Origin of the sequence: Snuella lapsa, from assembly GCF_039539345.1 — a bacterium.
GTDB classification, from domain to species: domain Bacteria; phylum Bacteroidota; class Bacteroidia; order Flavobacteriales; family Flavobacteriaceae; genus Snuella; species Snuella lapsa.
In genome coordinates this window covers 1-26533 of the sequence record NZ_BAABCY010000072.1, presented here as the reverse complement: position 1 = coordinate 26533, position 26533 = coordinate 1, and the positions used below count along the sequence as shown (strand labels likewise).

The 26533-nt window shown below is 38.9% G+C and carries 16 protein-coding genes; 3 read left to right on the top strand and 13 right to left on the bottom strand.

Annotated features, from left to right (window positions below; genetic code table 11):
* The 3 genes from ABD792_RS13395 to ABD792_RS13385 all read left to right on the top strand — a co-directional run.
* Positions 1-180 (top strand): glycoside hydrolase family 2 protein (locus tag ABD792_RS13395; protein WP_345006749.1); only part of this gene is annotated, 180 nt, incomplete at its 5' end.
* Between the two features lie 44 nt (positions 181-224).
* On the top strand, positions 225-2606 hold the full coding sequence (locus ABD792_RS13390; protein WP_345006748.1) for a glycoside hydrolase family 95 protein: 2382 nt from the start codon (positions 225-227) through the stop codon (positions 2604-2606).
* Between the two features lie 119 nt (positions 2607-2725).
* Entirely contained in the window at positions 2726-4147 is a 1422-nt protein-coding gene (locus ABD792_RS13385; protein ID WP_345006747.1) for an alpha-L-fucosidase, read from the top strand.
* A gap of 80 nt (positions 4148-4227) precedes the next feature.
* Here ABD792_RS13385 and ABD792_RS13380 read toward each other — a convergent pair whose 3' ends face one another.
* The 13 genes from ABD792_RS13380 to ABD792_RS13320 all read right to left on the bottom strand — a co-directional run bounded on the left by ABD792_RS13380 (position 4228) and on the right by ABD792_RS13320 (position 26327).
* On the bottom strand, positions 4228-6666 hold the full coding sequence (locus ABD792_RS13380; RefSeq protein WP_345006746.1) for a glycosyl hydrolase family 95 catalytic domain-containing protein: 2439 nt from the start codon (positions 6664-6666) through the stop codon (positions 4228-4230).
* 23 nt (positions 6667-6689) lie between these two features.
* On the bottom strand, positions 6690-8459 hold the full coding sequence (locus tag ABD792_RS13375; RefSeq protein WP_345006745.1) for a glycosyl hydrolase family 28-related protein: 1770 nt from the start codon (positions 8457-8459) through the stop codon (positions 6690-6692).
* Positions 8456-9931 carry an endo-alpha-N-acetylgalactosaminidase family protein gene (locus ABD792_RS13370; RefSeq protein WP_345006744.1) on the bottom strand — a complete coding sequence of 492 codons (1476 nt, stop codon included), beginning with the start codon at positions 9929-9931 and terminating at the stop codon, positions 8456-8458. The genes ABD792_RS13375 and ABD792_RS13370 overlap by 4 nt, the downstream gene beginning before the upstream one ends.
* 37 nt (positions 9932-9968) lie before the next feature.
* Positions 9969-11162, bottom strand: coding sequence for a purple acid phosphatase family protein (locus ABD792_RS13365; protein ID WP_345006743.1), 1194 nt, complete (start codon positions 11160-11162; stop codon positions 9969-9971).
* Positions 11163-11217: 55 nt separating this feature from the next.
* On the bottom strand, positions 11218-12594 hold the full coding sequence (locus ABD792_RS13360) for an endo-alpha-N-acetylgalactosaminidase family protein (protein ID WP_345006742.1): 1377 nt from the start codon (positions 12592-12594) through the stop codon (positions 11218-11220).
* A gap of 22 nt (positions 12595-12616) precedes the next feature.
* On the bottom strand, positions 12617-14590 hold the full coding sequence (locus ABD792_RS13355) for a glycoside hydrolase family 97 protein (RefSeq protein WP_345006741.1): 1974 nt from the start codon (positions 14588-14590) through the stop codon (positions 12617-12619).
* 10 nt (positions 14591-14600) lie between these two features.
* Positions 14601-17237 (bottom strand): multiheme c-type cytochrome, encoded by a 2637-nt coding sequence (locus tag ABD792_RS13350; protein WP_345006740.1) that lies wholly within the window; start codon positions 17235-17237, stop codon positions 14601-14603.
* Positions 17238-17242: 5 nt separating this feature from the next.
* Positions 17243-17671, bottom strand: a complete 429-nt coding sequence (locus tag ABD792_RS13345; RefSeq protein WP_345006739.1) for an ASPIC/UnbV domain-containing protein — start codon at positions 17669-17671, stop codon at positions 17243-17245.
* A 227-nt stretch (positions 17672-17898) separates the two neighbouring features.
* Positions 17899-19152: an FG-GAP repeat domain-containing protein gene (locus ABD792_RS13340; protein WP_345006738.1), complete on the bottom strand. Its 1254-nt coding sequence runs from the start codon at positions 19150-19152 to the stop codon at positions 17899-17901.
* A gap of 98 nt (positions 19153-19250) precedes the next feature.
* Positions 19251-20807: a RagB/SusD family nutrient uptake outer membrane protein gene (locus ABD792_RS13335; RefSeq protein WP_345006737.1), complete on the bottom strand. Its 1557-nt coding sequence runs from the start codon at positions 20805-20807 to the stop codon at positions 19251-19253.
* Between the two features lie 30 nt (positions 20808-20837).
* Complete coding sequence (locus ABD792_RS13330; RefSeq protein WP_345006736.1) at positions 20838-24248, bottom strand: TonB-dependent receptor; 3411 nt, start codon at positions 24246-24248, stop codon at positions 20838-20840.
* 144 nt (positions 24249-24392) lie between these two features.
* The gene (locus tag ABD792_RS13325) at positions 24393-25625 is read right to left on the bottom strand and encodes a FecR family protein (RefSeq protein WP_345006735.1); all 1233 of its coding nucleotides are present in this window, start codon (positions 25623-25625) and stop codon (positions 24393-24395) included.
* Positions 25626-25736: 111 nt separating this feature from the next.
* Entirely contained in the window at positions 25737-26327 is a 591-nt protein-coding gene (locus ABD792_RS13320) for an RNA polymerase sigma factor (RefSeq protein ID WP_345006734.1), read from the bottom strand.
* Positions 26328-26533 lie beyond the last annotated feature (206 nt).

Genomic DNA, 26533 nt, shown 5'->3' with positions numbered 1-26533 from the left:
ATGACGTTGCGTGCGGCAACGTTGGTAAAAGATCTGTTCATAACCGTTGAAGGGGCTTCGCTGAAGCTTTCTGACAATTACTTCGATTTATTGCCAAATGTACCCAAAACCATTGTGGTGGAAGGTAAGGGTTTTGATAATTCTAAATTAGAAATAAAATCACTGGTCGATACTTATTAAATTATAAAGAACATAAAATAACAAGAACTAAAACAAGAATATCCATGAAAACAAATAGCTATTGGTATCGTTTAATACTGCTACTTTTAATCATTTTATCTGTTTCCTGTAAAGAACAGGGAGCAAAAAAAATAGAACAATACAGCGATGTTTTGTGGTATGAACAACCTGCAAAAACATGGATGCAGGCATTGCCCGTTGGTAATGGGCGTTTGGGGGCTATGGTATTTGGCGATCCGCAGCATGAACGCATTCAGTTAAATGAAGATTCCATGTGGCCGGGAGGACCAGATTGGGGGGATTCCCAAGGAAGTAAGGAGGATTTAGAACTTCTTAGGGGCTTATTAAAAAAAGGAGAGGCACATGAAGTTGACAAATTAATTGTGGAACGCTTTTCGTATAAGTCTGTATTGCGCTCACATCAAACTATGGGTGATCTCTATATAGACTTTCCGAAGCAAAAAAATGTAGAAAATTATAAAAGAAGCCTAAGTTTGGATGAAGCTGTAGCATTGGTTGATTATACAGCTGATGGGGTGGCGTATTCCCAAAAAGTATTTGCATCTGCTGCCGATGATGTGCTGGTTATCGCACTGGAGACAGAAGCGAATGAAGGTATGGATTTTAATTTACGTTTGGATCGTCCTGAGGATAATGGGCATAAAACGGTTATGGTTTCCAATCCATCTGAGCATGAGATTAGCATGAAAGGGATGGTAACACAGTATGGAGGCAAAAAAATGAACGAGCCGTTTCCCATTGATTATGGGGTTAAGTTTGAAACACGCTTAAAAGTGAAAAACAGCTCGGGTAGCGTTGAAGCTAAAGACGGCATGTTGGTGCTAAAAGGGGTAAAGAAAGCAATTTTGATCGTAGCTGGCTCTACATCGTTTTATCATGAGGATTACGTAACGCAAAACGATAATATCCTTGCTAAAGTAGATGCCAAATCTTTGGAAGCCCTGTTGGATGGACACAAAAAGGAGTATAAGCAATATTACGACAGGGTACGGTTAGATTTGGGAGATCGCGCATTGGATTCGATCCCTACCGATAAACGTTTGGCACGTATTAAAGAAGGTCATGATGACACCGATCTGGCTGCTAAATTGTTTAAATATGGGCGGTATTTATTAATTTCCTCTTCTAGGCCGGGAACCAACCCCGCAAACTTACAGGGTATATGGAATCATCATATCCAAGCGCCCTGGAATGCCGATTATCATTTGAATATTAATTTACAGATGAATTACTGGCCGGCGGAGCTCACTAATTTAAGTGAAATGCACGAGCCCTTATTAGACTTTTCAGATCGTTTGTTGGAACGTGGAAAGATAACGGCGAAAGACCAGTACGGTATGGATGGTGCCATGATGCACCATGCCACCGATTTGTGGGCACCTGCCTGGATGCGAGCAGCACGACCCTACTGGGGTTCTTGGATTCATGGTGGTGGTTGGTTAGCGCAGCATTATTGGGAACATTATAGTTTTACAAAGGATGAAGCCTTTTTAAGAGAACGAGCGTATCCTTATATGAAAGCGATTGCTCAATTTTATACGAATTGGTTGGTATGGGATGAAGATGTGAAGAAATGGGTGTCTACACCGGAAACTTCTCCAGAGAACTCGTATACTGCTAAAGACGGGAAGCCTGCCGCTATATCCTATGGTGCAGCTATGGGACATCAGATTATTAACGAAGTTTTTGATCATGTTTTGAAAGCTGCGGAAGTTTTGAATATAGACAATGATTTTACTAAAGAGGTTAAATCTAAAAAAGACAATCTGTTCCCAGGAGTGGTTGTTGGAAAAGATGGACGTATCTTAGAATGGAATGACGATTATGACGAACCAGAGAAAGGCCACAGGCATATGTCACACTTATACGCCTTGCATCCCAGTACACAGATAACCGAAGCGGATACCGAAGCTTTTAAGGCAGCCCAAAAGACTATTGATTTTCGCTTGCAGCACGGTGGTGCCGGTACTGGGTGGAGCCGGGCATGGATGATTAATTTTAATGCCCGTTTATTAGATCCTGCTGCTGCTGAGGACAATATCCGAAAGTTTTTTCAAATTTCGATTGCCGATAACCTGTTTGACGAGCATCCGCCGTTTCAAATAGATGGAAACTTTGGATATACCGCCGGTGTGGCCGAATTATTATTACAGTCGCACGAAGGGTTTCTTAGATTATTACCAGCCCTCCCGTCTAATTGGGAAACAGGAAACGTAAGCGGATTAAAAGCACGAGGCAATGTTGAAGTTGATATGGTATGGGAGGCCGGAGTACTTAAAAAAGTGGGCTTGCTATCCAAAGGAGATCAGAAGGTAAGCATCAAATATGCCGGGAAGACGGTTGATGTGGATTTGCATGCCAATCAAAAACTATGGCTGGATGGAGTGCTTAACGGCGTTCAGTGATTAAGAGATAAAATAATATAAAACCTATTTTGCATTTTAGATTGAACTAGTTTCGCAAATTCACTCGAATTGACAGATTTTTGTTAAAATGCATAACGGGTATCTAAAATATAATCAATATGAAACATCTTATTACATTATGCGTGTTAACGGTACTTACCGTGTCCTGTCAGTCTAAGAAAAAGACAGCACCTTTAGAAGAAGAACCGGTAAAAACGGTTAATTATTTGGAGGAATCGGAAGCAGATTTCAACAAACGGATGACTTGGTGGCGGGATGCACGCTATGGTATGTTTATCCACTGGGGTGTTTATGCTGTCCCAGCTGGTGAATACCAAGGGAAGCCTGTAAAGGGCATAGGGGAGTGGATCATGCAGAGAGGACAAATTCCTGTTAAGGACTATGAAGCCTTTGCTAAAGCCTTCAATCCTGTAAAGTTTGACGCTGATGCCTGGGTAAAACTTATTAGGGATGCTGGCATGAAGTATTTGGTAATTACATCTAAGCATCATGATGGGTTTGCACTTTGGGATTCGAAGGTGTCAGATTACGATATGGTTGATTTTGCGCCTTATGGAAAGGATGTATTAAAAGCACTTTCTGAGGCATGTAAAAAGTATGGGATTAAGTTCGGGTTGTATCATTCGATTATGGACTGGCATCATAAAGATGCCCAGGTATATTCCTATTTAAAGGATGATCCGAATAAACGGGAGGATAATAGTGCACATTTTGCCAATTATCTGGAGCATTATATGAAACCGCAGCTAAAGGAATTGATAGAGAATTATGATCCAGCCATTTTGTGGTTTGATGGCGAATGGGTTAATGAATTTAAGCATGAACAAGGACAGGCCTTATACCAATATGTGCGCTCTTTGAAACCGGACATTCTGGTTAATAATCGTGTGGATAAAGGACGTCAAGGTATGCAAGGTATGAATAAAGAGGATGCTGATTACGCAGGCGATTTTGGAACGCCAGAACAGGAGATACTGGAAACCAAGGCTACAGTGGATTGGGAATCGTGTATGACTATGAACGATACCTGGGGCTTTAAAAAGGATGACCATAATTGGAAGTCGGCCGAAACACTTATCCATAACCTCATAGATGTTGTGGCTAAAGGAGGTAATTACCTTTTAAATGTAGGGCCGACGGCTGAAGGTCTTATTCCAGAACCCAGTGTGGAGCGTTTACAGGAAACAGGTAATTGGTTAAAAGTCAATGGTGAAGCTGTTTATGAAACGGAGAGTTTTGAAAACCATTATAAACAGGGTGAAGCCATTCGTTTTATAAAGAAAAAGGGAAGCAATGATTTGTATGTCGCCGTTTTAAAGAAACCGGAAGCTAATTTAACTTTAAACCATGTAAAACCGGAAACGGATTCCTCCATAAATATATTGGGTAATGAAACGGTTTTAGAATGGACGTTTGATAATCAGAAAGGTTTAACCATTAGCATTCCGGAAACTGTTTTAAACAGATGGAACGATAAAACCTATGCTTGGGTATTCCATATAAAGGGAGAAGAAAAATAAGGAGTGGGATCTAGAGGTATAAGACATTAAAAAAGCGCAAAATCTATTAGATTTTGCGCTTTTTTTGAACTTTAATCTTATTACTTGTTTATTGATATTTTTAATGTTTTTGTGTCGTTTTTAGCAAAGGGTATGGTAAGCGGTTCTCCTTTTTTTGTGATATTGTTCGCAGTATTGTCATCTATTGTCCATGTAGTATCATAATGGCGTATCATTAACTGAATGTCTTGGGCTTTTTTAGACTGTATGGTACATGTAATAACACCTTTTTCAAAATCCCATTCCAGTTCTTTTATTATAGCTTGGGTGCGGCACAATATATTTGTGATCTTACCGGTTTTTATTTGTTCGCCCCAGGCAGGTAGTAATTCGATAAATCCAGGACGTGAAAAAACGAGGGCTTCATTAATGACGGTTGGTAAACTACACAGTGCATCCGAGTTAAATATTTTTAAATTGGGGTTATGGGAAGTAAATAACCCTTTATAGATAAACTTGTTGGATAGCATAAAGCGTAAGTTTTTATAAAGTAATTCCGGTTGTTTTAATCGCGCACCAATCAGGGCCATATGCATCAGTCCGTGCGCGGATTCATTACCCGATCCATGTTTTAATGCCGCTATTTTTGAAGCTTCAAAGAGTTTTGGGGTTTCCTCGGGGTTTATTTCGAGACCGGGCCAAACAGGGTATAGGTGCGATACATGACGGTGGTTGTAATTGTCTTCCAGATCGGGCGTACTCCATTCTTTTAATGCACCATCTTCATTAATTAGGTATGGAGGGAAATGTTTTAATAGCGTTTCTAGTCTTGCTTTGTTTTCGGGTTTAATGCCGAGTTCATTGTAGATGTTTATAAGGTTTTTTATAGCTTCTTTCGCAGCCGCAATATCCATAGTCGCATTTACCGAAGCTTGTACATCAATATTGGCAGGGCTGTTTTCGGGTGAGTATGATGGTGCAAAAATAAGGGAGCCATTCTGGTCTTTTTCAACAAGAAAATCTTCGAAGAACAAGGCTGTTTTTTCCATCATTGGGAGTAGGCGGTTGGTTAAAAATTCGCGGTCACCGGACACTTGGTAATACTCGTAACAAGGATTGAGTAGCCAGGCGGCACCTGCCAGCCAGAAATGTCCGGGAAATGGCACGTTGAAATGTGTGTGTAAACCTCTGCGTCCAGAAGTCCTTGTGCCTGCTAAGTAACCTTTACAGCCATAAATATTCTTTGCGTTTGTTTCCCAATCGGGAGCAATGCGCTCTAGCATTTTCATGTAGCTGTCTATGGCTTCTGGCATGTTGGCTATATTGGCGGATGAGATCTGGAGATTGATATTGGCATCGGTAGTAAAATCGCCAGACCATGCAGGACGCCAGGCGCCATTCCATATGCCCATAAGATTAGGTGGGTTATCGCCACTGGATGATAATAAGGCATACCTTCCCATGTTAAACATAGCCTCTAAAAACTCTGGATTGATTTTATCGGGGTTGGATTCCTGTTCATTGATGAGTTCTTCAACCGAATGGCGAGGGGCATCGGCTGGATAAATTGTAAAGTTCAAGCGATTAAATATGTTACTGTGAATTTGAGCGTGCTTGTCAAGAAGTTCTTTGTAATTGGTGCCAAGGCTATTAATTGCTAGTTTGGTGGTTTCTAATTGACTTTGGCTAAAGTCTTCTAAAGGGACAATTTTACTTATAAGTAATACTTCTTGGGCTTGTTTTATACTTATGGAATCGTTTTTAGCGAGGTTATCACCTTTGGTTTTGATAACTTTTGTTACTACTTCGTATCCGCGTTTATTTAAGTTGTAGTCGAGTCTAAAGGTAAGCCATTCAGGGCCTGCTGATTGTTGTAAATTTGAAACTCCGTATGGGATTTCTTTTCTGGTAGCCCAATCTTTTGGTTCGGCACCTTGCATTTCAAGGACAATGGAGCAGTCTATTGGTGCACTACTGCTAAGTTTTTGTACAATGATATTGTCTGCCCTGCTAACAAATGCGTGTCGCGAAAAGTTATTGGTATTACTATTCCAACTTACTGAAATTTCACCTGTTTCAAAATCAACGGCTCTTTTATAGTTTTCGATGCTACCTTCTTGTGGTTGGTGGATCTTCATGACCAATGCGGGATGGTAGGGATCTGTCCATAATAGTTTTGGAAAACCTTCTTTTTTAGCCATTTCTACTGAAAACTTAATGGCTTCTTCATATTTGCCATTAATGAGCAGTTCTCTGGTTTTTGGAAGGTATTTTGCAATATTGGGTGGTTCTACTGCTTCACTGCCTATGGGTTCGTATAAAAACTCATGGTTAAAGATAACTTGTTCGTTTTCGGGTTGTCCAAAAACCATAATGCCCATTTTACCATTGCCGCTTATAAGGGCATCTTCCCATTTTTCGGCCGGATGTGTACTGTAAATACTTTTATTAGTTGTTTTTTGGGGTTCTTTACCAGATTGGCAGGATGCTAGTAAAACAATTAATAAGTACGTTTTTGCTATTGTTTTGGTGAGGTTCATATTATTAAATGGATCATTTTAAGTTAATATTGGTTAGGTAAAGTAGGTTGATCGTTACCTATGGTTATGGTGTTGGTTCCGTGGTTGTTATAGGCTTTTAAGCGGGTTGTGGTACCGACAGAAATAGGAGCGTTAGTTAGGTTGTTGAATACATTGTTGCGAATGGTAATATCTTCTGAACTTTTAATAACGATGGCATGTTTACCACCATTTACGACATTGTTTTCTATTAAGATACGTTTGTGTAATCCTGGTATGTTCTTGTTGGGAGCTTTAACGTGCAAGGCTACAGCTGAGGCACCTTCTATGGTTCCATCGTTGGGACCACCCAATCCACAATTGTTAAATACATTGTCTGTAATAATAACATCTTCGGAGGCGGTGCCTTCTCCCCAGTCACCTTCTGCTCCAACGTGAATTGCGGTTCCTGTAGTGTTAGAGAAGGTATTGTTCTTGATTAGGACTTTTCTTGTTTTAACCAAAACCGACCGTGCTCGGTGAGAACGGACAATACAATGCTTAAATTCTAATTGTGGGGTTGTTGTAATATTGATGAGATAATAATTATCGGTATCGTTTGGAATTTCTCCATCGTATTCGATTCTTACTTTATCTTGAAGCGGATTGGTCCAAAATTGACGTACTCTTACATAACCTTTTTCTTCCAGCGTATTTTTGTTAATGATAGCTAAAACATCTCCGGCCTGGGGTTCATCTAAATATGAGGAGTGTGTATAGTTTTTACGGTCTACCATAATATCACATTGTTTTGTATTCGGGTCGTTATTAGCTATCGAGGTGTAATAGGTATGTACATTGGTAGCATCGTCACCCTGACCTCCAAACTCGCAAGCATTAAATTTTATGAAACCTCTATTGGTAGCAAAATGGGTTGCGTCTGTATTTGTAGAGGCGTAACGTCCTTGGTTTGGTACTATTTTAAGATGGTTCATGGTTATGTTTTCACTTAGGTGTCCTACTATACCCATACCAGCTTGGGAGTTAATGGTAACATTGTTTAAAACAATGTCTTTTGTTTTATAGATAAGGATGGCGGGACGGTAATGAAAACCTGAGTAGGTAATGAGCATATTGCCCAATTTGGATTGGTTGCGAATGTCTTTACCATAAAATCGCATCGTGTTTGGAGCGATCTGTTCTTTACGTTTGTAATACACACCGGCACCAGAAAATGATTGCTTGGTTTTATCGTAGATCATAATACGCAAAACGATTTGATCTTTAGCTAAGTGTTCTTCTTTGGTAAATGTCACATCTACAAAATCGGTTCCCATATTAACAATCTCTCCTTGGTTATTGGGACGTTGTTTATAATCTATAGTGATGCCATTAAGGCTAATGTTCCTTGCATTTCGAAAGGACAAGGGCTCCATCCAACCGTCGCAGATAAGTAGTGCGTCTTTGGCCTGTATTTCCAGGTCTTTGGCACCGTTAAAATCCAAACCAATGGCATATTCTTTATTGGGAACGAACAGCTGATCCTGTGGGTTTTTGCCCAGTTTTCCCGATAGGGCATCGCTTTGTATTTTTAATGCCAGGGGGTCGGAAATATGGTAGTGTCCTGCAGGAAGCAGTAACTTGCTATTCGGTTGTGCTATGGCTGCTTTTACGGCATTGCGCAGGGCTTTGGTATCGTCCTTGCCGTCATTGGGAAGTGCACCATAATCGCGTACATTGATGATTTGTTTTGGTTTTTGGGCGTAATTATAAAAACCGGTTGTAGCAATGAGTAATAGTGTAATTGCTATTTTATAAAAATGTAGTGGTCTCATCTTTTTGGTGTTATTAGTAGTATTTGATCGGGGGCTAAGCTCAGATTCAATTGGCCGTTTGGTGTTTTATGGTTGTTTATGGTTTTTTGACCACTAAGGCTTATTTCTTCAATAGTAACTTGTGTGACATGATGCCAGTCTTTGGGGAGTTGCCATGTTTTGTTTTTATAGCCTGTTTTGCTATAGGCAATAATGGTTGTGTTATCTATCCAAAGTGCAGGGATGAATACATTTTCATTTTCAACCAGAATTCTATTGTTCTTTGTAATGGTATATTCTGAGCCTGCAACAGCGGTAACCACATTGTTTGAGAAAAATACTTTTTTTGCTGTATCGTTTGCAACATATTTTTGACGTTCTAGTCTATTTAAATAATACCATATGATAGCAGATGTACAAAACTGGGCTTTGAATCCTGAGAGGTTTTCGGGGTCTTTCATGATGATATCTTCGCCGTGCATGCTGGAGCCAAAAAGTTTTCCGTTAATGCTTCTGTCTTCGCCACCTGTATAAAATGATGCTGGCCATTTCATGTATTCTTTGAGTCCCCAATCTACCCACCAAACCATTGGTTGATAGCCTTCAAAGGCATCTTGGCGTAAAAAGGTTGCGCCTTCGCTGGTTACGTCTATGCCTTTTGAAGCCCAATATTTGTATATGCTTTTCTGGGCTTGGGTTTCATCTTGTATTGAAAAATTAAGGAATGGGCTTGTAGGGGCTTTTAGGAACGGTCTTTTTCCAGGGCCTTCTTCTCCTATTGGTGGCCAGGTATGGAAGGCATCAATGTGAATGGTTCCTGCCTCTGTAATGGGAAGCAGTGCACATAAACTGTCAATGCGTTTTTGAGCAAAACCTGTTTTCCATTCTTGGGCATAACTAATGGGATAACCCCATTCGCCTCTTCGCAGGTTGCCGTTGGTATGGCGTGCTATGATATTGTTTTTTACATAGGTGTCCCAGAGCGGACTGTCCTCGTAGGCATCGAACATATTAATATGGATACTCACCGTGGTATGATACTTTTTAGCAGCTTCCATAAGCCATTTAAGGCTTTCTAGGGCATTTTTATCCTGTGGACGTTTTAGTGCTTTGTTGCCTTCAAAAAAGGCTGGGTATTTGGAGTCGTGTCCATTATACTGCCATCCTACCAAATAAATAATCTTAGGCATACCTAAAGTAAGGTTGTCGATCTTTTTGATAATGTCGAGTGCTTGTTCAAAGTTGACATATACTTTCGTCTTGCCATTGTCCTTTCGCTTTTGTTTACCCTCGTAATCGGCTTGCGACATGAATAATTTCAAGGTCAGCGTTTGATCATAACGGTGTTGCCATTTAATATGTTGCTGATTGCCTGAGGCATCAAAATATAGGGTGTCCCGATTTTGTGCATGGGTATTTGATGCGGATATTAGACCAAAAGCTAAAATCAGTCTTATTTTAGTTACTAGTCGAGAATGTATTATAGCACACATAAAGGGTTAAATTTTATTGCTCATTATTATGGTGTTATTAAAGTTTGTATTGACCGACCATTTCTCCATCATCGCGTATCATTTTAACTTCAAGATTGTTCTGGTCTGCATGGAATTGGATTAATGTACGGGAACCGGTTTTTGGGCCACCACCAATAATGACAGGATAAGGGTGGTCATCGTTGGGAGGGTGTACACCGTAGCGATGGGTATGCCCGGAAATAACCATATCTATATTGTACTTTTTAAACACCGGATTAAATACCTGCCTGCAATGAGTAGTACCATGCCAGTCACCGGAATGAAAAGGCGGAATGTGCATTAGAACGACCTTGTACTTGCAGTTGCTGTATTCGCTTTTTTGTAGCTCGACGTCCAGCCATTTGGCCTGTTGTTCTCTGAAGTCATCAAAATTTACAATGTCACCATATACGGGGGTATCGTCTTCCTTGTCCTCTCCCGAATCCAAAACGATCCAATGTACCGGACCTTGTTTAAAGGAAAAATAATATTCCTGCTCCGGAAACTGAAAGTAGTCTTTTATGTTCCTGGCAAATTTACCACGCGTTTCATGATTGCCACGTATCATGATAAACGGCTTTTCGCTGGCAAACAGGCTCGTACAGGGCGCGATAAGATGATCGATCAATTGCTGTTCGTCCGTTTGATAGTCGAACATATCTCCATTGAGGGCTACGAAGTCATAGTTGGTATCCTTGTTTAGCGACAACAGGTCGGAAAAGGAATAGGGACGATCATGAATGTCGTTAAGGATAAGACAGGACACACTATTGGCATTCGAATCTACGGTGTTAAATTCGAATGTATCGGATGTGATGGTTTCTCCATAGACGAGATCATAAGGATCAAACTTTACGATCTCCCGGCTTATTATCCTGTATTTGTAATTTGTTCCCGGTTTTAGGTTGTTAAGCTGTATGCTATTTAATGTATTGTTAGCCTGTACAAATCCATCCAGATATGATTCGGCTTTTAGATCCAGATCGGTTTCCCCATATTCTATCCAACTGTGAGCATTATTGTTTGTAATAAATAGAATGTGTACCGAATTTTCAGTGCTATTTTGAAGGTAGGGGGGACACAAGAAGCTGAACGGGGCTGTGGTCTCCTTTGGCCTATTTGTGGCTGCTGTGAGTAAGGGTAAGGTGCCTCCGGCTATCGCCAATGTTGATAGGTTTCCTAAAAATTGTCTTCTTCCTTTATGTTTCATTTGCTAAAGTTTTATGGTTTTCTGAACATGAAGAAACTAAAAATTTATGACATTATTAATTGTTTTTAATTGGTCTTATCATATAAGGCTGTCCGGCTTTAAGTGTTAGTTGTATGCGATCGTTCTTAACTTTGATCTTATCTGTTTGCTTGAGCCCCGAAGTACTTACCTCGAATATGCCCAGTGTATTAAAATATTTCCAAGTGTCGTCGAGTAGGAAGCTTTGGGTTATGGTAACATCACTATAGGCTGCTAGAATGGGTTCGTCTTTCCAGATTACGGGAAACAGGACTGTGTTTTTTTGTCTGTAATAGATATTTCCTTTACTAACGGTACTATCTTTTAAAGAGGTAACGACTCCTTTAGAGAACAAGGCTTTTCGGTTTTTACCATTTCCTGTAACTCTTTTTCTTGTGAGGTTGTTTAAAAAGAAATATTGGAGGCAGTTTAAATAAAATTTTTGGGCAAAGTCTTGGTCCCAATGCTTTTTCTCATCATCATTTTTATGTGAATAAGGCCATAGGCTTTCTCCATACATACTCTGACCAAAAAGAAATCCCAGGTCGAAATCACTGTATTTAACATCTGGGTTTATTCCGCTTCCGGTATATACATTGGCCGGATAGTCCAAATAATCCTGTTGTGTACGGGCATTAAAATGCCAGGCATATGGCACCAGTCCGGTCATATAGTCCATGACCCATTCGCTGGTAACGTCAATGTCTTTATCACGCCAATACTCTAAGGCTTTTTTTTGGTAATCGGATTCTGTTACCAGGCTTTCGTAGTGTCCTTTACTTTCCCGGGCTATCCAGGCATCGATATGAATGGTTCCGGATTCTTTTAATTCCGGGATGAGGTTTGTAAGGCTGTCGATACGTTTTTGGGTCCAGCCTGCATGCCATTCGTTACGGTAATTAATTTGGTAGGCTTTACGGTTATTATAATTACCAATTACCATGAGCGAACCGTCTTTATTTTTTGAGATCAGATCGTGTTCTACATAGGTGTCCCAAAGCGGACTGTCGTCGTAGGCATCGGTCATGTTAATATGTAGACTAACTGTGGTATGGTATTTTTTTGCTTCTTGTATTAACCAGGATAAACTGGCTTGTGCTGTAGGGTCCTGAGGACGTTTTAGGGCTTTGTTTACTTCAAAAAAGGCAGGATATTTATCATCGTGTCCGTTGTACTGCCAACCTACCAGATAGATGATTTTAGGGGCTTGTAGTGTTAATTGATCGGCTTGTTTTATTAATTCTAGAGCTGTTTCGAAGTTACAGGCCACCATACTTCCTCCTTGACCATCTGGTTTGGATAGAAATAATTTCATAACAACTGTTTGCGAATAGTTGTGGTTGAAGTTATTTTGGGCGATTGCCATGTTATAGGTAATTAAAAATAGAAACGTGTATACTATTGTTTTTATCATTTTATAGCTGTACTTTTTTAATTTATTGTTCGTTGATGATTAATACACTGCCTCCATAAGGTTGAAGATTGCATGTATGGGGTTGTTGTTTTATGTTGTTTTGTTTGAATGAAAACTGACCATCTTTTGCATCGCTAATTTCCATGAGTTTGGCATTTTTGGTTTTAATGAATGATAGATCCAACTGTAGCTGAAGTGGTTTTGATTGTCCAGAGATCACGCCTATGTACCACTTGTTTTCTTTTCTTCTGGCTATGGCTACATGGGTACCGGGATAGCCATCTATAAGCTTTACTTCGTCAAATTGTGCTGGTATGTCCTTTAAAAATTGTATAATTTCTTTCGGCTGCTTTGAATAGGCTTCGGGACTATCGGCAAAATGGAGTAGGGCGGACTGGAATACAATGGTAAGTGCTAATTCATGTGCATTGGTTGTAAGATGGGGGAAGGTGTGCTTTGTAAAGCCTACAGGCGTGTAGTCCATTGGACCTACTATATTTCTAGTAAAGGGTATAATTGTATTATAGGAGGGGGCTTTTTCTGGAAATTCTGCTCCGAAGCCATAGGTTTCTTCTCCTTTTACGGCTTCCATACTTAAAAGGTTGGGATAGGTACGGCTCCAACCCCGTGGTACGGTACAACCATGAAAGTTTACGAGTAGTTCATGGTTTAAGGCATCTTCTAAAATGTCGAGGTATTGTTGAATAACAACTTGTTTGTCGGAATTAAAGAAATCGATCTTTATGCCTTTTACTCCCCAGGATTTTATTCTGGCAAATTCTTCTTTTCGCACACGCGGATCATGCAGGCGACCGCGAGGTTGTTCGGAAACATAGTTATGGGGGCCACCGGAATTATACCAGAGAAAGATTCCAACGTTTTTATTGGTTGCGTATTGAATAAGTTGATTTATGGTGCCATCTTTCATTTCGTTCCAATTGGCATCAATAAGGCAGTACTCCCAGCCCATATTGGCGGCTAAGTCTATAAATGTTTTGTTGAGATTGAAATCGCGTTCTCTTACTTGGGTACTCCACCATTCCCAGCTTACCCGTCCGGGTTTGATCCAGGATGTGTCTTGTAATGGTCTGGCTGGTTTGTTTAGGTCTAAAACTATATTGTTTTCTACTAGTTTTGAAAGTTCCTTATTTGTAACTATAACGCGCCAAGGCATTTCCCAAGGGCCGGTAAATGAAGGGATGGCTTTATACATCCCTAAGGCTTCTCCTGGGTCGGGAAAAGCAATCCGATAAACACCATCAAGACAATCGTTGCCAAGGTGCGTACCAGGGTAGTTGCTCTCTAAACCAGCTTCATGTATTAATACCCAATCTTTTTCATTGTTAACTTGAAATAAGGCAGGGAAGACCCATCCTGGTTTTTCGGGAGCAGGTTGTGCTACCTTACTGCCATTTGTATAGTAGAGTTCGTATGCTGGTTTCCATTTGGTAGGGCCGCTGTATGGAGCTATCCAAGCTTTGCCGTCTGTAGGGATTCTAAACCCTGTATATTCATTTAAAACACGTCTTTCTTTGGTGTAGTTGTCGGGCAAAATATAGCGAAAGGCTATGCCTTCGTTGTATGCTCTTACTTTAATGATTAATAATTGATTGTCTGAATTTATAAATTCGTATTGACGTTCATTATAGATACTGTTTATTTTGGTGTGCTTGCCGTGTATTACATTGTAGGAATCTTTATTGGGTTCTATTTTACTATTGGACTTAAATTGCAGATCATTGAAAAAATCGGCGTAATTTAAGGTAAGCCCTAAGGGTGAATGATCAATGATTGTCCGTCCGTTTGAAGACACCTTATAATACAGGTGGGAACCATCGGCATAGGAGGCAATATTGGCTCCTGCTTCTGGTTTTTCTGAGAGGGCGATATGGAATGTTAGTTGGTTGTCGGGACTGGTCAATACTTCTTGGGTATAGGAAAGCCCAGCTATTAAAAGATTAAGGGGGATTATAAGCCACCGTTTTTTTCTGTTCATTAAATAGAATTTATTGTATTAATGGTTCGTTAGAGTTTACTTTTATTTGATTGTGTAAATCGTGGTAATGTGTGTGGTTGTTTTCGATCTTAATTTGCGGGTTGGCTTCCAGAAAATCGGCGATAACGAATTCTTCCTTTTCGTTTCTTTTATAATACTGGTATTTCTTTTTCCATGTTTCTGCCAGTTCGGTTTTGCCTTGTGCCTGGTATATTAATAGTTGTTGATAGATAGCGCCGAAATCTTCGGGATCAACGGCTAAGGCTTGTGTAGTAAAGGAATCGGCAATTTCATATTCGCCAAGCAAATAGTGTGCATTGCTGATTTCCAATAGTAGTTTAAAATCGGTTTTGAACTTTTCATAGACCAGCATCCAATGTGTGATGGCGTTTTCGTAGTCACCCAGAGATTGATAGGCTTTTCCTAAGAAGTAATGGAGTCTTTTGTTGTTTGGGTATTTGACCAGGCTTTCGTTTAAGATGTCCATGGCCTCTGTAATTGATCCTTCATTAATAAGAACCCGGGCCATGTTAACGGCGCCATCTTCTGTATTGGGTCTTAATTTATCTACTTTTGAAAAGGCCATAAAAGCCGTTTTGTCGTCCCCTTCGAAGAAGAGTCCTATACCGTAATCGTTCCAGCGCTTCCAAAGGGGAGCGGCGGTTGTATATTCTTTATCGGCACTTCTGGTAGTTGTTGCTACGGTTGTAATTGGGATATCTGGTTTTTTTGGATTGGAAAGCAACCATTTTTTACCAACTTTTACGGGATCTCCTAAGTTATGGCCTTCTTGTACGCCACCGAAGGTTAAATTCTCATAGTACCAGTTAAATTTACGTTGTTTTAAGCTGGCTTTAATGTCGGAAACGGTTATGCCCTCTGGCACCTTAAATTTATACCTTACGAGATGGGCAGATCCTGGATTGATGGTGTTATTGTATGCAGCGGCATACATCTCATTAACATTTCTTTTGTCAATAATATTGCCTTTTTTGTCAATGAGTATGGCTCTAAGGTAATGGGCCGTGCTATCAATTTGTCCCAAGGCATCCATAGCTCCAGATGCGAGCACGGTATTTCCTTTTTTGTCTTTTGCCTGAACTTCCAGCCACCATTCGTTGGTATCGTTGGTACCAGCTGGAAGACGGTGACCTACTTTACGATTGTTGACTAAAAGTGCTATAGCCACCTCGTCGCCAGCGGTCATGGGAGGTATTGGCTCGGTCGGGTTGTATTCTTTACCATTAATTTTAACTTTAATGATATCCAGTTCGGCAATACCACTAGTAAGGTTAGCTTTAACTGCCTTTAATTGTCCGTGGTGTCCATTTTTTAGGGGAACGGCTGTATTAGCTGCTGCAAAGCGATGACTTTTTACATAACCGTTATCGTTACCTTTGTCGTTTGAAGGGATGTTGGGCATATGGCATCCAATACAATTCTTGGGTTGATCGGGGAAATAGAATGATCTAACATTATTTCCAGAAACACCGCTGCGTTGCCAACTGTCGTATTGATTTTGGCCGCGTTTCCATCGGTAGTTGTTAACTGCTGGGGGAATGGATACTTTGTGGCAACTTAAGCAAAATTTTTCTGATTGCAAGTTTGCATTCATCAATGATTTGGCGTGGGGCTCGGGGTTTGAACTTAATAGTGTTTTATGAATTTCTGAAGGCATGGGGTCTCCCAATTTATTGAAAGCTGCTACTTGATCCATAAGGTATTTTCCGTTGCCTTTAACGTGTGGTTCTTCCTGAATGGCATGACAGGACAGACAGGTGATACCTGCTTGGGCGATATGCGAATCGGGATCGAAATGTTCTAAATTATCTTTCATGCTTCCAGTTAGCAGGGGTAATGGATCATGACAGGAAGCACACCATCGGGTAGAGGCTCCTTCGCCAGAACTTTTTAGTACATCGATAGATTTACGGTAGTACGGATTGTTAAATGACGAAAAGTGATGCATGGATTCGTTCCACTGTGCATAGATGTCTGGATGGCAATTGGTTGTGCCGCAACTAGGGGAGCCGTCTAACATTTTAGGATCGATAGATTTATGGTCTTTAGGTAAGGCTTCTCCCGGAGACATGATATCGGGGGTAAGGGCTACGTATTGTGGTGTGTCTTCTTTGGTAGCGTAACTGTATATAAGATATAAACTTAAAACGAGTCCTAATGAAAGGATGGTTTGTGTTTTTGGAAATGGTTGTTTTTCTTTTAAGCGATTGTTTAATTTACTTAAAGATGTTTTAAAGGAATCGTGAAGAAAGAAAGTAAACAAAGTTAATACTGCAGAAATAGGGTGTAAGATCTTAATCCAATTTAAATTATTACTTATATCAAAAAAGGTGAGTATAAGCCCTGAAAGGATACAAATTAATGCTACTAATAGGGTAAATAAACCTGTAAGCGATTGTTTTTTTGAAAAGATGTCGCGTTTTAGTTTTAGATGGAATACCAAAAAGAAGAGCAGTAAAAAAAGAACCATGACACCTATTACTATATGGAGTGCGGTTATGCCAAGGTATATGGTTGTGGGTGAGAAGTTATCAAAATAGATTAATAGAATACTACTTAATACGAGTAAGATAGTTAAGCTTGCTATTAGATGAAACGATTTTTTATGTTTGGATTTATTGCCCATAGCGATTAGTTTATGGTTGGTGTTACAGGCATTGCTATTTCTTCGAAATCTTGACGACCTTGCGTTATTTTGATGAATTTGTTGGCATCGATGTCGCTAAAGGACGATTGGCTTCCGTCTGGCCAGGTAATTTTAAGGGTAACGACTTTATTGGCGTTGGCCAAACCTATGGTAACTGGTGTTTCGGATTGGGATAGGTAACTGTCGGAAGACTTTACAAATCGTGTTTGTTTTAGTCCATTGGAATCCTTAACATCTATAGTGGCACCGAATGCATTTTTATTACCGTTGTTGCCTTTGGCTAAAATTTTAAGGAAGTTTCCAGTTTTGGAATTGTTTTGCATGATGTGAATGGGACCTTGGTTTTCGGTAATAACCAAATCCAGATCGCCATCCAGGTCGATATCGGCATAGGCTGTGGATCGTGCCAACATAGGGTCTTTTAAAAATGGTGGGTTTTTTGCTATGATGTCATTAAATTTTCCTGAACCGTCGTTGATAAAGAAATGCGGTTTTTGTAGCAGGGTGATGTCTTTTGATTTCTCTTCAACTGAAAGGAATACGTGACCGTCAGACTGCGCAAAAACCTATTTTGAATATTAGAATATTCGGAGAGGTATCTGAGAAAAAAATAAAATATGGGATTCTTAGAGGGGAGAATTTAGTTATTGCGCAGACTCCCGTTAGCGGCAAAAAGATCCAGGTCGCCATCGAGTTCTGCATCGAATAGTGAAAGCCCGAAATTAAGACTTTGCAGGCTTTGTCTTCCGATTTGTGAAGGTCCGGAATCGTTCACATAAACGCCTTGTTCTGAAAAACGGAATACGGTCATCATCTTTTTTGAAAAGTTACCAATGAAAACTGAATGTGAGCCATCGTTCCTTACATCGCCTACGGCAGCTCCCATACCTGCTGTTGGCGCCCCATCGACACCAAAGCCAACGCCCATTCCCATTCCTGTTTCGGTATAGGTGCCATCACCATTATTTTTAAAAACGAGATCTGGCACAGCATCATTGGCAGTAAAGAGGTCTGGCCAACCGTCTTTATTATAATCTACTTCTACGACTCCTAATGTTTTTGTTGGTGCATTTATATGCAGTCCTCTTTGTTTGGCATCTTCGGTAAAGGTACCATCGCCATTATTATGGTAAAAAGAGCAGGGTTCTCCTATGTACATATCGGGAGAGCAATAATCGTCGGTTCTTCCGTTTTCGGTACAAAACAAGCTGCGGTCTTTGCGTCTGGACCATTTGGCATAGTTTCCAACAAAAATATCGAGAAGGCCATCGCGATCGGCATCGATAAACATGGCGCATGTACTCCAGACATTCTTTTCGTAGATACCAGATGTTTTAGAAACGTCGGTAAAAGTTGAACCATCGTTTCTAAATAGTCTGTTATGTGTTAAGGTGGCCAGGAAAAAATCGTCATCTCCATCATTATCATAGTCCCCAACGGTAAATCCAAAACCATAGGCATGTATATTGTCAAGCCCCATTTCTTTTGTTACGTCTTTAAAAGTCTTGCCTTCTACATTTTTATAGAGGGACAGGCCATCTATACTCTGTTCTTCACCTTCTTTCATAGTCCCGCCGTTTACCAGTAACATGTCCTGATAATTATCGCCATTGTAATCTATAAAAGCAACACCACCTCCCATAATTTCGGGAAGAAAAAACTCGCCATAGCTACCGTTATCATAATGAAAATTACCCAAACCAACCGCTTTGGATATATTATTGAACATAACTTCGGTTTGTGCAGAATTGCTAGACGTGTAGGATAGCTCTTTGGTTGCTTGCCTGTTTTTGTCTTTAGACTGGCAGGATAAAATGACAAGTAACAGAAGTTTGGAAACACAAAAAGCAATGCGTGTTTTGGTTTTGGTAAAAGGTTGGTTGTTGCTTTGCATGGCGTTAGAGTTATTAATGAATATTAATTATTAGACCGACATTAAAAAACCATAATGCCGGTCTAACACTCAAAAAAACTATATGAAAAAAAATCTGATTAATACCCGGGGTTTTGACCTAACTCTTGACCACGGGCTTTGTAATAATCTATTTCATATTGAGGTATCGGCCATAAATCATTATTACTGCTAATAATATATGGAACGGGAACCTGTGTGGCATCAATCGTACTAACACGTTCCACTAAGGTTCCCCAACGTTTCAGGTCGAACCATCTAATGCCTTCAAAGGCTAATTCCACGCGTCTTTCATGACGAATAACATCCCTCATTTCACTTTGAGATAAGCCAGCAGGTATATCAGGCATTCCAGCTCTAGATCTAATTCTGTTAATTGCCGTGTAAACACTAGCATCTGGGCCAGAGGCTTCGTTTTGTGCCTCTGCATAGTTTAGCAATACTTCTCCAAATCTAAGAATAACATAGTCTGTATCACAGTGGTTAGCCGCCCCTACGCTGTTTTGAAAAGTTCTATCAGCATATTTTCTTAAATTATACATAAGCGGAGCCGCAAGTCCCCTATTAGTTTCATCCCATATATAGGTCTCACCTCCATATTCAGCAGGGAATCCAAACTCAGACCCTAAATGATCTACTGTTTGGCTCATTCTAGGATCTCTGTTATCATAAGGGTTGTCAGGATCAAAACCAGATGCTGGATCAGTAATAGGTAACCCATTAGCCATTTCGAAGTCATCAACAAAATTGGCAAGTGGTGTTACGCTTAACCACCATCCCCAGTTTAAGGAACCAATGTGTTCATCATTTGGAATAAGATATCTAATAGAAAATATTATTTCAGGGTTTCCTGCCTGCTCTGGAGCAGTAAATAAGCTAGTAAATGAAGGACTTAGATCAAAAGTTCCATCGGTTATAATGCTATTGGCTAAACTAGCTGCTTCGGACCAATTTTGATTAGCCATTAAAAGTCTGACTTTAAGTGCTTGAGCCGCAGCTTTCCCAACTCTACCATCATATGGCTTATTTTCTATATTTGCAATTGCAAAGTCTAAATCTTGGGTAGCTTGTGCAACCACTTCAGCTTTTGAAGCACGTGGTGCTAACTCATCGTCTAACTTGTAAGCAGCTGTGATAATTGGAACACCTCCATAAAATTCGCTTAAGAAAAAGTACATCATCCCTCTAAAAAAACGGGCTTCACCCTTCCATCTATTCATCTTAGTGGCATCAACACCTTCTATATTATCAACATTTTCTAAAAAATAGTTAGATGAAGCTATTTGTTTATAGGCTATGTTATAAAAATCTGTAACTATTCCTCCTGTCTGTGAATTAATTGCAGTTTGGTATGCAGTTCTAAGACCTAAACGATTATGTTGTGTATAGGCATTGTCCGTAGCTGCATCTAATGCTGGCAGCGAAAATGAGTTTAAAAAACTATTTTGTCCCCAAGGCTCACCAGCCTTGAGCTGATCGTACATACCTGTTAAAGCTAATTCTGCATCTGTCTCAGCTTGCCAAAAAGTGCCTTCAGATAATTGATCGTGGGGATTGAGATCAATGTCTGCACATGCTGTAAGTGTTAACACAGCCATAGCTAACATTGACTTATATATTAAATTTATTTTTTTCATAATAAAAAAATCTTTTAAAATAGTTATTGATTAAAATTTGATCGTAGCTCCGGCAGTTAGCGTTCTAAACATTGGATAAAGATTATCTCCAGGTCTTTCAGGGTCTCCAAACTCAAAATCAGAGAATGTTAGAAGGTTTTCTGCATTTACAAATAGCCTTACCTTATCTAAAAAGATTTTATCCATTAATTCTGATGGCAGTGTGTAACCAATATTTAAGTTTTTCAACCTTAAATAAGACGCATCACGTAACCAGAATGTTGTTGCTTCTCTAATTGATTGTCCTTCTGGTGCACTATAAGCAATAGCTCTTGGCTTCGTTGTGGAAGGGTTTTCTGGCGTCCAAGCATCATCCCACCAAGTAATTGGGTTAGCCCCATGTACTGTAAATGGTAATATTAAAGACCATTCGTTGTTAACTAGTACCTTACGACCTTGTTCCCCTTGGAAGAATGCTGAGAAATCCCAGTTTTTATATTTAGCTGTAAGATCAAAACCATAGAAGAAATCAGGGTTAACACCATCTACATCAATACGATCATCTGGTGTAATGGCACCATCGCCATCGATATCCTTTAACCTAATATCTCCAGGAGCTGCAGGCCATCTTGGTGTTGGACCGTTATCAATTTCAGCTTGACTTTGGTAAATACCGTCGGCTTGATACATAAAGTATCTGTTAATTTCCTTGCCTTCAATCATGGCATTAAGATCAAATGTTCTTGCTCCAAATTTTACTAGTTTGTTTTTGTATGCCGATATGTTAAAGTTTATGCCATACGAAAAATCATTTATGGTGTTTTGATAACCCGTTACAATTTCAAACCCTTTATTATTTACAACACCCTCGTTAACAAAAGGAGCTAACAATCCTGAAGAAAGCGGTAATTGGGCTACACGCAAAATACCATCGGTAGTCTTGTCATAATAATCAAACGTCATTGTAAAACGATTGTTAAACATTGCAAGATCAAAACCAATGTCTGTAATTTCTGTTTCCTCCCATCGTATGTTTGGGTTTGAAAGTGCTTCTCTAAGAGCTCCTCCTTGTAACAAATTACTGAATGGATAATCTTTACCTAATGCAAGGACCGATTGATATGGGTACAATCCTACCAGATCATTCCCCATTTGCCCATAAGATGCTCTTAGTTTTAAATTAGATAACCAATCTACATCACTTAAAAAATCCTCTTTGGAAATATTCCATCCAGCAGAAAATGAAGGGAATACCCCATATCTGTTGTCTTTATGGAATCTTGAACTTCCATCACGTCTGAAGTTGGCTTCTATTAAGTATTTGCTTTTGTAGTTATAAGTAAATCTTCCGAAGAATGAACGTAAGGTAAATTCCTCAATATTGCCCGCATTAGTTTGTCCTGCACTAGGTGCTCCAGATAATACATCTAAATTAGGTGATGCAAAACCGCGACGAATACCCTCAATAGTTTCATATTTGTCTGTTTCCTGACTCAAACCAACCATTAACCCAAAGTTATGGTCTTCGTTAATGGTCTTTTGGTAATTTAAATGTGAAAAGATAGTATAATGTTCGCGCTTACCAACACGGTGAATTAACTGTTCATCGCCAATATTGTCCATATTACCTTGGAACTCACCAGAGCGGTAACTGTACATTCTAAGTACAGGTCTACGGTTTTTATAATCTGTTTGGGTGATGTCTGCTCCAAATTTTGTATACCAATTTAAACCATCTAAAAGTTTAATATCTGCAAAGGCATTGGCATTAATTGCTAAACGATCATCATAAGTCAATGCGTTTGGATTATTAGATATCGCATAGGCATTTTTACTGGAAACATCTGCATAACCCACCGATTCTGGAAGTGATCCATTATTACTACCTGTATATCTTCCCGAACCATCCAATAACCATGGCTTATAGGTTGGAGACTGTGATAAAATACCCATTAAATAATCACGCTCACCGTTATAAGGTTCTGTTCTTTTAGAGACAGTTCCATTAACGAAAGCTCCTACTTTAAAATAATCTGTGACCTCAGACTCAAGATTCACTAAAACATTGGTTTTTTTAAAGGTAAACCCAGCAGCTATACCATCTTGATCCCAATGTCCAACCCCTACATTGTATCTAGTTTTTCCAGATGTTCCTCCAATTTGAAGACTATGAGAATTAATTGTTACATTTTTTAAATAAAAATCTTCATGGTTAAAGTTTGGAAACTCGTCAGAATTTGGATTGTTTCTAAAATTATTGATTACCTCATCTGAATAATATCTCCCTGTATAAGGAGCCAACCAGGCATTTACTTTTTCCATAAAGTTAACAGAGTTCCAATCACGATCTAATTGATTGATCATACTCTGGTTCATTATTCTCCCTGTATAAGTAATTGAAGTCTTGTCTGCCGCACCTTTCTTGGTTGTTACTAAAATAACTCCGTTTGCAGCCCTTGCACCATATATAGAAGCAGAAGCGGCGTCCTTTAATACGGTAACCGATTCTATAAATGCTGGATCTAAATCGTTCATGTTACCAACTAAGCCATTAATAAGTACAAGAGGTTTATTTTTATCTACAGAAGAAATATTGGAATCTGAAGAAAAGGAGTTAACACCACGAAGCTGAAATGTAACATCTTCATTACCTGGTGCTCCTGTAGTTTGCGTTACGCGTAAACCTGCAACTCTACCTTGTAATGCCTGCACAGGATTAGAAACGTTTCTGTTTTCAAAATCCTCTTCAGATACCGTTACAACAGAACCTGTTAGGTTTACTTTCTTTTGAGTACCATAACCAACAACTACCACTTCGTCCAGTTCTGCTGTATTTTCTTCCAGACTAACCGTAATGGATGTTTGGTTGTTAACTGGTATTTCTTTAGTAGTATAACCAATGTAGGAAATAACTAAGATGGCGTTCTCGGTTGTTATGTTTAGCGAGAAATTCCCGTCGAAGTCGGTTTGTGTACCGTTTGTTGTGCCTTTTACCAATATACTAGCACCGGGTAAGGGTACGCCGTTGGCATCGGTTATTTTTCCTGTTACGGATTGCTGGAAGGGTGTGGCAACGATAACCTCTTTATCTTCCTTTTTCTTACTGGTTTTTAAAATGATTAGTTTTTTCTTGACAGTGAAATAGACATCTGTGTCTGCAAATAATGATTTTAAAATATCTGAAATGCGCTCTTTTTTAACGTGAATGGATACTTTTCTATCGAGATCGACTTTTAAGTGGTTATATAGAAACCTGAAATCTGATGAAGATTCAATGGTATTGAATACATTTTGTATGCTCGTGTTTTCCAGATCTAAGCTGATCTTGGTATTCTGAGAATAGGTGTTAGCCTGTATTTTCAGAAGCGAAACTAACAAAAATAGTGTCGTAAGTTTCATTTTTAAATTGATTTTACGCAGTTTTTCGGAATCGAAAAACATACTCATAGTTGTTTTTTTCATATTTTTGCTAAGGTTTGATGATTTAACTTTTTTTAAATCACTTATTGGTCCGGAAAATGTGGCTGCATTTTCTGGGCTTTTTTTTTGTGATTTTCTTACAGTGAGGTTCTAGTAGTCAGTTTTTCATATGCATATTGGTTAAGGTTAATTATTAAGTTTAGTAATTGTTATCTTGTCACCTTCTATAAGGTACTCAAAAGGTGTATCTTCCTGAAAGGCATTTAAAATGTCGGTTATGGATTCGTCCCTGAAAGTAGCCGTATATATTTGGTTTTCAAGGTGGTGGTATTTGTCCTCGATGTTTACATTAAAATGGCGCTCCAGCTTTTTGCGTATATGGTTAAAAGGTGTGTTTTTAAACACTAGCATGCCTTTTATCCAAGCAGTATATAGTTCTACGTCTACTTGTTCTACATCTATTGTTTTCTCTGTTTTGTCCCAGGCAGCTTTATGTCCGGGTTTAAGTAGTACTTGATCGTTTTGATCGCCTTCTTCTTTGCGCAACGCTACGGATCCTTCAACCAATACAGTACTTATGGTAGGGTCTTCAGGATAATAGGAAACATTAAACTGTGTACCATAAACAACAACATTAACATCGTTAGTGTTTACAACAAAGGCGTTGTTTGTGTTTTTGGTAACATCAAAAAAGGCTTCACCTTTTAGGAATACTTTGCGTTCCTGGCCGTCAATGAACTGGACAGGATATTTTATGGAACTACCGGAATTAAGTTTTACCTGTGTACCGTCCGATAGTAACAGGTCGAAATGTTTGCCGTAAGGTACATTTAATTCGTTATAAACTAGTTTGGTAAGTTTTGCTTGCTTGTCGTTTTTATATTGTAATTGATTTCCTTTTTGGGCACTAACAACATTTCCTTCGGTATCTAATATTGTTTTTTCTCCCCCCTCGGTTATGACTTCAATATTGCCATTTTGTAGTTTTAATGTAATGGCATCTGGAGCTATTACGGGTTTAACTTCGGATTCAAAATTTGAACTCTGTTCAAATGATCCATATTTAAAAACAGAAAATACACCCAATGCTATAACAATAACGGCTGCTATTTTATAGGAGTTTTTAAGGAATGTCTTTTTTTTAAAGGCAATGTGCTGTGAGGTATTTTTGTATTCCCTTTGCTCAATGAGCTTTATAGCTTTTCTGTATAGTGTAACAAAGTTGATTCTATTTGAAGGTAATTTACTTTCGTCGAGAGAGACTGTTGTGTCTTCCCAACGTTTATCCATTAATAATGTAATGTACTCTTTGTATTTTGGATCTTTAATAATATCGAGGAATGTATATAATTCGTCCTTGTCTATAGAATTATCTACAAATTTCTTAAAGAGGTCATCAATGTATTCATGCTCACTCATACAATAATTGTTTTAGGTGTTTTTTGCCACCTTATATTAGTAATACACTTGAAAAGAAAAAAAGTCCCAAGTTTGGAAGCAATTTTTTTTATGTTGATAAAAAAGCAGGTGTTATTGAATAAAATATAAGTCTAAGAAGACCAAAAGGTATAATGATTCGGATAGATATGGCATAAGTTTTTCCCTAATGATTTGCATCGTCTTCCATAGATGGTTTTTAACGGTCTTTTGAGAGATTCCAAGCTCTTCTGCTATTTCTTGATTGCTTTTTCCTTGTTGTTTGGATAAGATGAAAATGTTTCGCTTTTGTTTAGGAAGATCGTTTAGTAGTTTGTTGACCAAAAACTCATAATCGTTAAAAATAATTGTGTTTTCAGTCCTTTCGTGCATTTCATTAATGCCTTTCCATAAGGATTCTCTAAGGGCATTTTGATTAGCTACTTTTCTTAGATGATTAAAAGTCAAGTTTCTTGCTATCTTGTAAATAAAAGCGTTGAAAGCTAAGTCGGTATTTAAGGTTTCTTTTATTGTCCATACTTTAATAAATACTTCTTGAAGAATATCTTCTGTAGTTTGTTTGGATTTGGTAAAGGAAAAAATAAACGCATAGAGCCTCTTTTCATAAAAAGCTATTACTTCTCTAAAAGCAGATTTGTTACCTTCTTTCAAGGCATCAATAGTTTCTTTTTTTAAATCAGTCATAGAATGTAAATCATTTATGGATTAATTAGTATACACTCATTATTTTAGCAGAATAGGGGCTGGGTTTTCCTTAATAAAAGGGTTTATTAAAAATATAGTCAAACGATTGAACTTATTCAAATATATAAATAAAATTTTTGAATATCCGTTTTTCGTCATAATCCTGTGATATTAGCAATAACCAACCTATCGAAGAGTTTGTCCTC

What these genes read in the sequence shown, in the direction of transcription:
- ABD792_RS13390 (WP_345006748.1), top strand. Translation starts at nt 225, where the DNA reads ATGAAAACAAATAGCTATTGGTATCGTTTAATACTGCTACTTTTAATC.
- ABD792_RS13385 (WP_345006747.1), top strand. Translation starts at nt 2,726, where the DNA reads ATGAAACATCTTATTACATTATGCGTGTTAACGGTACTTACCGTGTCC.
- ABD792_RS13380 (WP_345006746.1), bottom strand. Translation starts at nt 6,666, where the DNA reads ATGAACCTCACCAAAACAATAGCAAAAACGTACTTATTAATTGTTTTA.
- ABD792_RS13375 (WP_345006745.1), bottom strand. Translation starts at nt 8,459, where the DNA reads ATGAGACCACTACATTTTTATAAAATAGCAATTACACTATTACTCATT.
- ABD792_RS13370 (WP_345006744.1), bottom strand. Translation starts at nt 9,931, where the DNA reads ATGTGTGCTATAATACATTCTCGACTAGTAACTAAAATAAGACTGATT.
- ABD792_RS13365 (WP_345006743.1), bottom strand. Translation starts at nt 11,162, where the DNA reads ATGAAACATAAAGGAAGAAGACAATTTTTAGGAAACCTATCAACATTG.
- ABD792_RS13360 (WP_345006742.1), bottom strand. Translation starts at nt 12,594, where the DNA reads ATGATAAAAACAATAGTATACACGTTTCTATTTTTAATTACCTATAAC.
- ABD792_RS13355 (WP_345006741.1), bottom strand. Translation starts at nt 14,590, where the DNA reads ATGAACAGAAAAAAACGGTGGCTTATAATCCCCCTTAATCTTTTAATA.
- ABD792_RS13350 (WP_345006740.1), bottom strand. Translation starts at nt 17,237, where the DNA reads ATGGGCAATAAATCCAAACATAAAAAATCGTTTCATCTAATAGCAAGC.
- ABD792_RS13345 (WP_345006739.1), bottom strand. Translation starts at nt 17,671, where the DNA reads ATGTTGGCACGATCCACAGCCTATGCCGATATCGACCTGGATGGCGAT.
- ABD792_RS13340 (WP_345006738.1), bottom strand. Translation starts at nt 19,152, where the DNA reads ATGCAAAGCAACAACCAACCTTTTACCAAAACCAAAACACGCATTGCT.
- ABD792_RS13335 (WP_345006737.1), bottom strand. Translation starts at nt 20,807, where the DNA reads ATGAAAAAAATAAATTTAATATATAAGTCAATGTTAGCTATGGCTGTG.
- ABD792_RS13330 (WP_345006736.1), bottom strand. Translation starts at nt 24,248, where the DNA reads ATGAAAAAAACAACTATGAGTATGTTTTTCGATTCCGAAAAACTGCGT.
- ABD792_RS13325 (WP_345006735.1), bottom strand. Translation starts at nt 25,625, where the DNA reads ATGAGTGAGCATGAATACATTGATGACCTCTTTAAGAAATTTGTAGAT.
- ABD792_RS13320 (WP_345006734.1), bottom strand. Translation starts at nt 26,327, where the DNA reads ATGACTGATTTAAAAAAAGAAACTATTGATGCCTTGAAAGAAGGTAAC.